Consider the following 2908-nt stretch of genomic DNA (forward strand, 5'->3'; position numbering starts at 1 on the left):
CTCGCCTGCTGGTCGAGGGCGGCGCCGTGGTGTGCCGGGCCTGGCCTTCCCCCAAGGCCGACGGACCGGCGTCAACCGTCCGAAGGGCTCTTCTCGCGGTTCAGGTAGTTGTAGACGGTGAAGCGGCTGACGCCGAGCGCGCCGGCCACCGTCTCCACGCCGTGGCGCACCGAGAACGCGCCGCGCGCCTCCAGCGTCCTGACGATCGACTGCTTGCTCCTGCGGTCGAGTTCGGCGAGCGGCCGGCCGTGCTGCCGCTCCAGGGCCGCGAGGATGTGGTCCAGCGAGTCCGCGAGCTGCGGAAGCCGCACCGCGAGGACCTCCTCGCCCTCCCAGCTGAGGACGACGTCGTCCTCAGCTGCCTCGCCGGGCTCGATCAACACCCCGCCCATGGCGTCGACGAGAGGCTTCACCGCTTGGGCGAGCGCGTGGTCGAGCGCCGTCATCCCTGGCCCTCCACCACGTTGACCTGGAGGGAGACCCGGGTCGCGCCGTTCTCCAGCGCCTTGCGCAGCAACGCGTCGACGGCGCCGAGCACCTGCTCCGCGCCGCCCTCCGCGGTGTTGCCGAACGGTCCGACGTCCACCGCGTCCAGGTCCGCGCCCTGCACGACCTCGCGCACCGCCACGGCGTGCGGCGGTGGCTCGTCCAGGTCGAACGGCTCCGTCGTGAACTCCACTCTCAGTCGCACCATGCCTCCACGTTAGGGCCTGTCCCTTAGGCCTTGACCCGCTCCCCCTTCACCGGCGCCGGACGAGAACGCGCGCCACGGCGCGACGGACCGGCGGCGGTCCCGCGTAGAGCAGACGACGAGAGCCACGCCGGTCCCGGTTCCGTCCGGACCGGTGGCACAGGGAGGGGTCTGCATCATGACAGGACGCGTAGGCAGGGGTGTCAAGGCGACGGCGGCCGCCGCCATGGCGGTCGCGGCGCTCACCGCCTCGCAAGGGCCCGGGACCGCCGTCCCGGCCGGGCAGCGGCAGCCGCTGCCGACAAGAGGGACCGTCTCCGGCGACAGCGTGTACCGCACCGAGCTGCCGCCGCTGCGGACGCCGGGGCCGGCGGACCTCCGGGCGCCGGGGGTCCACGCCGCACCGGCGGCCGGGGCGCTCCCCGCGACGGTGTTCGCCGCGTACCGGGCCGCCGAGGCCGCACTCGCGCGCAGCGCTCCGGGCTGCGGCCTGCGGCTGCAGCTCCTCGCCGCGATCGGCCAGGTCGAGTCCGGGCAGGCCCGCGGCGGACGTGTCCTCCCCGACGGCACCTCGCTCTCCCCGATCCTCGGCCCGCGGCTGGACGGCAACGGCTTCGCGCTCATCCGGGACAGCGACGGCGGGGCGTACGACGGGGACACGGTGTACGACCGTGCCGTGGGGCCCATGCAGTTCATCCCCTCCACCTGGGCGCACTGGGGCGCCGACGGCAACGGCGACGGCCGTGCCGACCCGGGGAACATCTTCGACGCGGCGCTCGCGGCCGGGCGGTACCTGTGTGCGGGAGGGCGGGACCTGTCGGAGCGGGCGGGTCTGGAGCGCGCCGTCCTCGGCTACAACCACTCCTTGGCGTACCTGCGGACGGTGCTGGCCTGGTACGCGTACTACCTCGGCGGCCACCGGGTGGTGCCGGACGACCGCGGCCCGTCCGCCGGGCCCGCCCGGTCCGTCCCGGCCGCTCCGGAGCCGCGGCGCACCGGTGGGCCGCGTCCTGCGGCGACACCGTCGCCCACGGAGGCGCCCGCCTCGCCCCGGCCGGCCGGCCGGCCCTCCTCCTCGCCCTCCCCGCGCCCGAGCGGCACCGCGCCGGCCGGCGGTCAGGAACCGGCGGAGCCGTTGCTGCCCCTCCCCGACGTGCGACCGCCCGGCGACGGCCTGCTGCCGGACGGGCCCGGCGGACTGACCAGCAACGGAACGGACTCGATGGACGCAGGCCCCTCCACAATCCCGGATACCGGGCGGTAATGTCGCCACCCGCCGGACAGGGACGCGACCGGCGGTGCGAGCGAAGGGGCCCTCATGGCTACGGACATGCAGCCTGCCCAGCCCGACGGGCCGGGCCGGGAGTCCAAGGAACGCTGGCAGCGCGCCTGGAGTCACCGCGAGGACCTGCTCAAGGTGGCCCGCCGCCGGTCGGTCAGCGCGGAGGACGCCGAGGACGCCGTGCACGAGGCGATGCTGCGTGCCGCCGAGCACCCGGACCTCGACGACGAGCGGCTGGGCGCCTGGCTGACGACGGTGACGATGCGGCTGTGCGTGGACCGCCACCGCCAGGTCCACCGGGAGGCGCAGGTGCGCAGCAGCCCGAGGCTGCATCCCCCGGGCCCGGTCCCCGTCGAGGAGGCGGTGTGCGACCGCGCGGAGGCGCGCTGGCTCGCGGTCCGCAGCTCGGAACTGCCCGCCCGGCAGGCGGAGGCGCTCTGGCTGAAGGCGGAGGACCTCGACGTCGGGCAGGTCGCCACCAAGATGGGCCTGAGCTACCGCACCGTCGAGTCCCTGCTGGCACGCGCCCGCCGCACCCTGCGCAACTCGCTGGCGGCGACGCTCGGGCTGGCGCTGTGGTTGTGCGGCCGGGGCAGGCCGGGCAGCGGGGGCAACGCCCAGGCGGTGGCGCTCGCCTCGACGGCGGTGACGCTCGCGGTGGCCGGCCTGGTCCTGCCGCACGTCCATGACGGCGACGCCCCCTCGCCGCGGCCGGCGACGCAGCCGGCGGCGACGGAGGCGGCCGGGTCCGGGGCGCCGGAACCCGACCGCACGGGTGCGCCGGGGAACGCCGCCCCGTCGCCCGCCCCCACCCCGGGGGCGTCCGGCGGGGCCCACCCCGCCGGCGAGCGCGGCCTGCCGCTGCCGGAACTGCCCGGCGTGCCGCTGCCGGCGCTGCCGCTGTCGACGCCGCCGGTGTCGGGGCTGCCCGTGCC

4 protein-coding genes are annotated in these 2908 nt (G+C 76.5%); 2 read left to right on the forward strand and 2 right to left on the reverse strand.

Annotated elements, in window-relative coordinates; genetic code table 11:
* Nucleotides 1-71: 71 nt before the first annotated feature.
* Both ACWGH4_RS33685 and ACWGH4_RS33690 read right to left on the reverse strand, forming a co-directional pair.
* Entirely contained in the window at nt 72-446 is a 375-nt protein-coding gene (locus tag ACWGH4_RS33685; protein WP_441261436.1) for a helix-turn-helix domain-containing protein, read from the reverse strand.
* Nucleotides 443-691 carry a hypothetical protein gene (locus tag ACWGH4_RS33690; RefSeq protein ID WP_159694908.1) on the reverse strand — a complete coding sequence of 83 codons (249 nt, stop codon included), beginning with the start codon at nt 689-691 and terminating at the stop codon, nt 443-445. Before ACWGH4_RS33690 ends, ACWGH4_RS33685 begins: the two co-directional genes overlap by 4 nt.
* A gap of 178 nt (nt 692-869) precedes the next feature.
* On the opposite strand from ACWGH4_RS33690, the gene ACWGH4_RS33695 reads away from it, so the two are divergent.
* Together ACWGH4_RS33695 and ACWGH4_RS33700 are read left to right on the forward strand one after the other, a co-directional pair.
* Nucleotides 870-1955: a lytic murein transglycosylase gene (locus ACWGH4_RS33695; protein WP_453467551.1), complete on the forward strand. Its 1086-nt coding sequence runs from the start codon at nt 870-872 to the stop codon at nt 1953-1955.
* 54 nt (nt 1956-2009) lie between these two features.
* A partial coding sequence (locus tag ACWGH4_RS33700; RefSeq protein WP_453467553.1) for a sigma-70 family RNA polymerase sigma factor occupies nt 2010-2908 on the forward strand: 899 nt, incomplete at its 3' end.

It is taken from the genome of Streptomyces sp. NPDC054847, assembly GCF_053610925.1.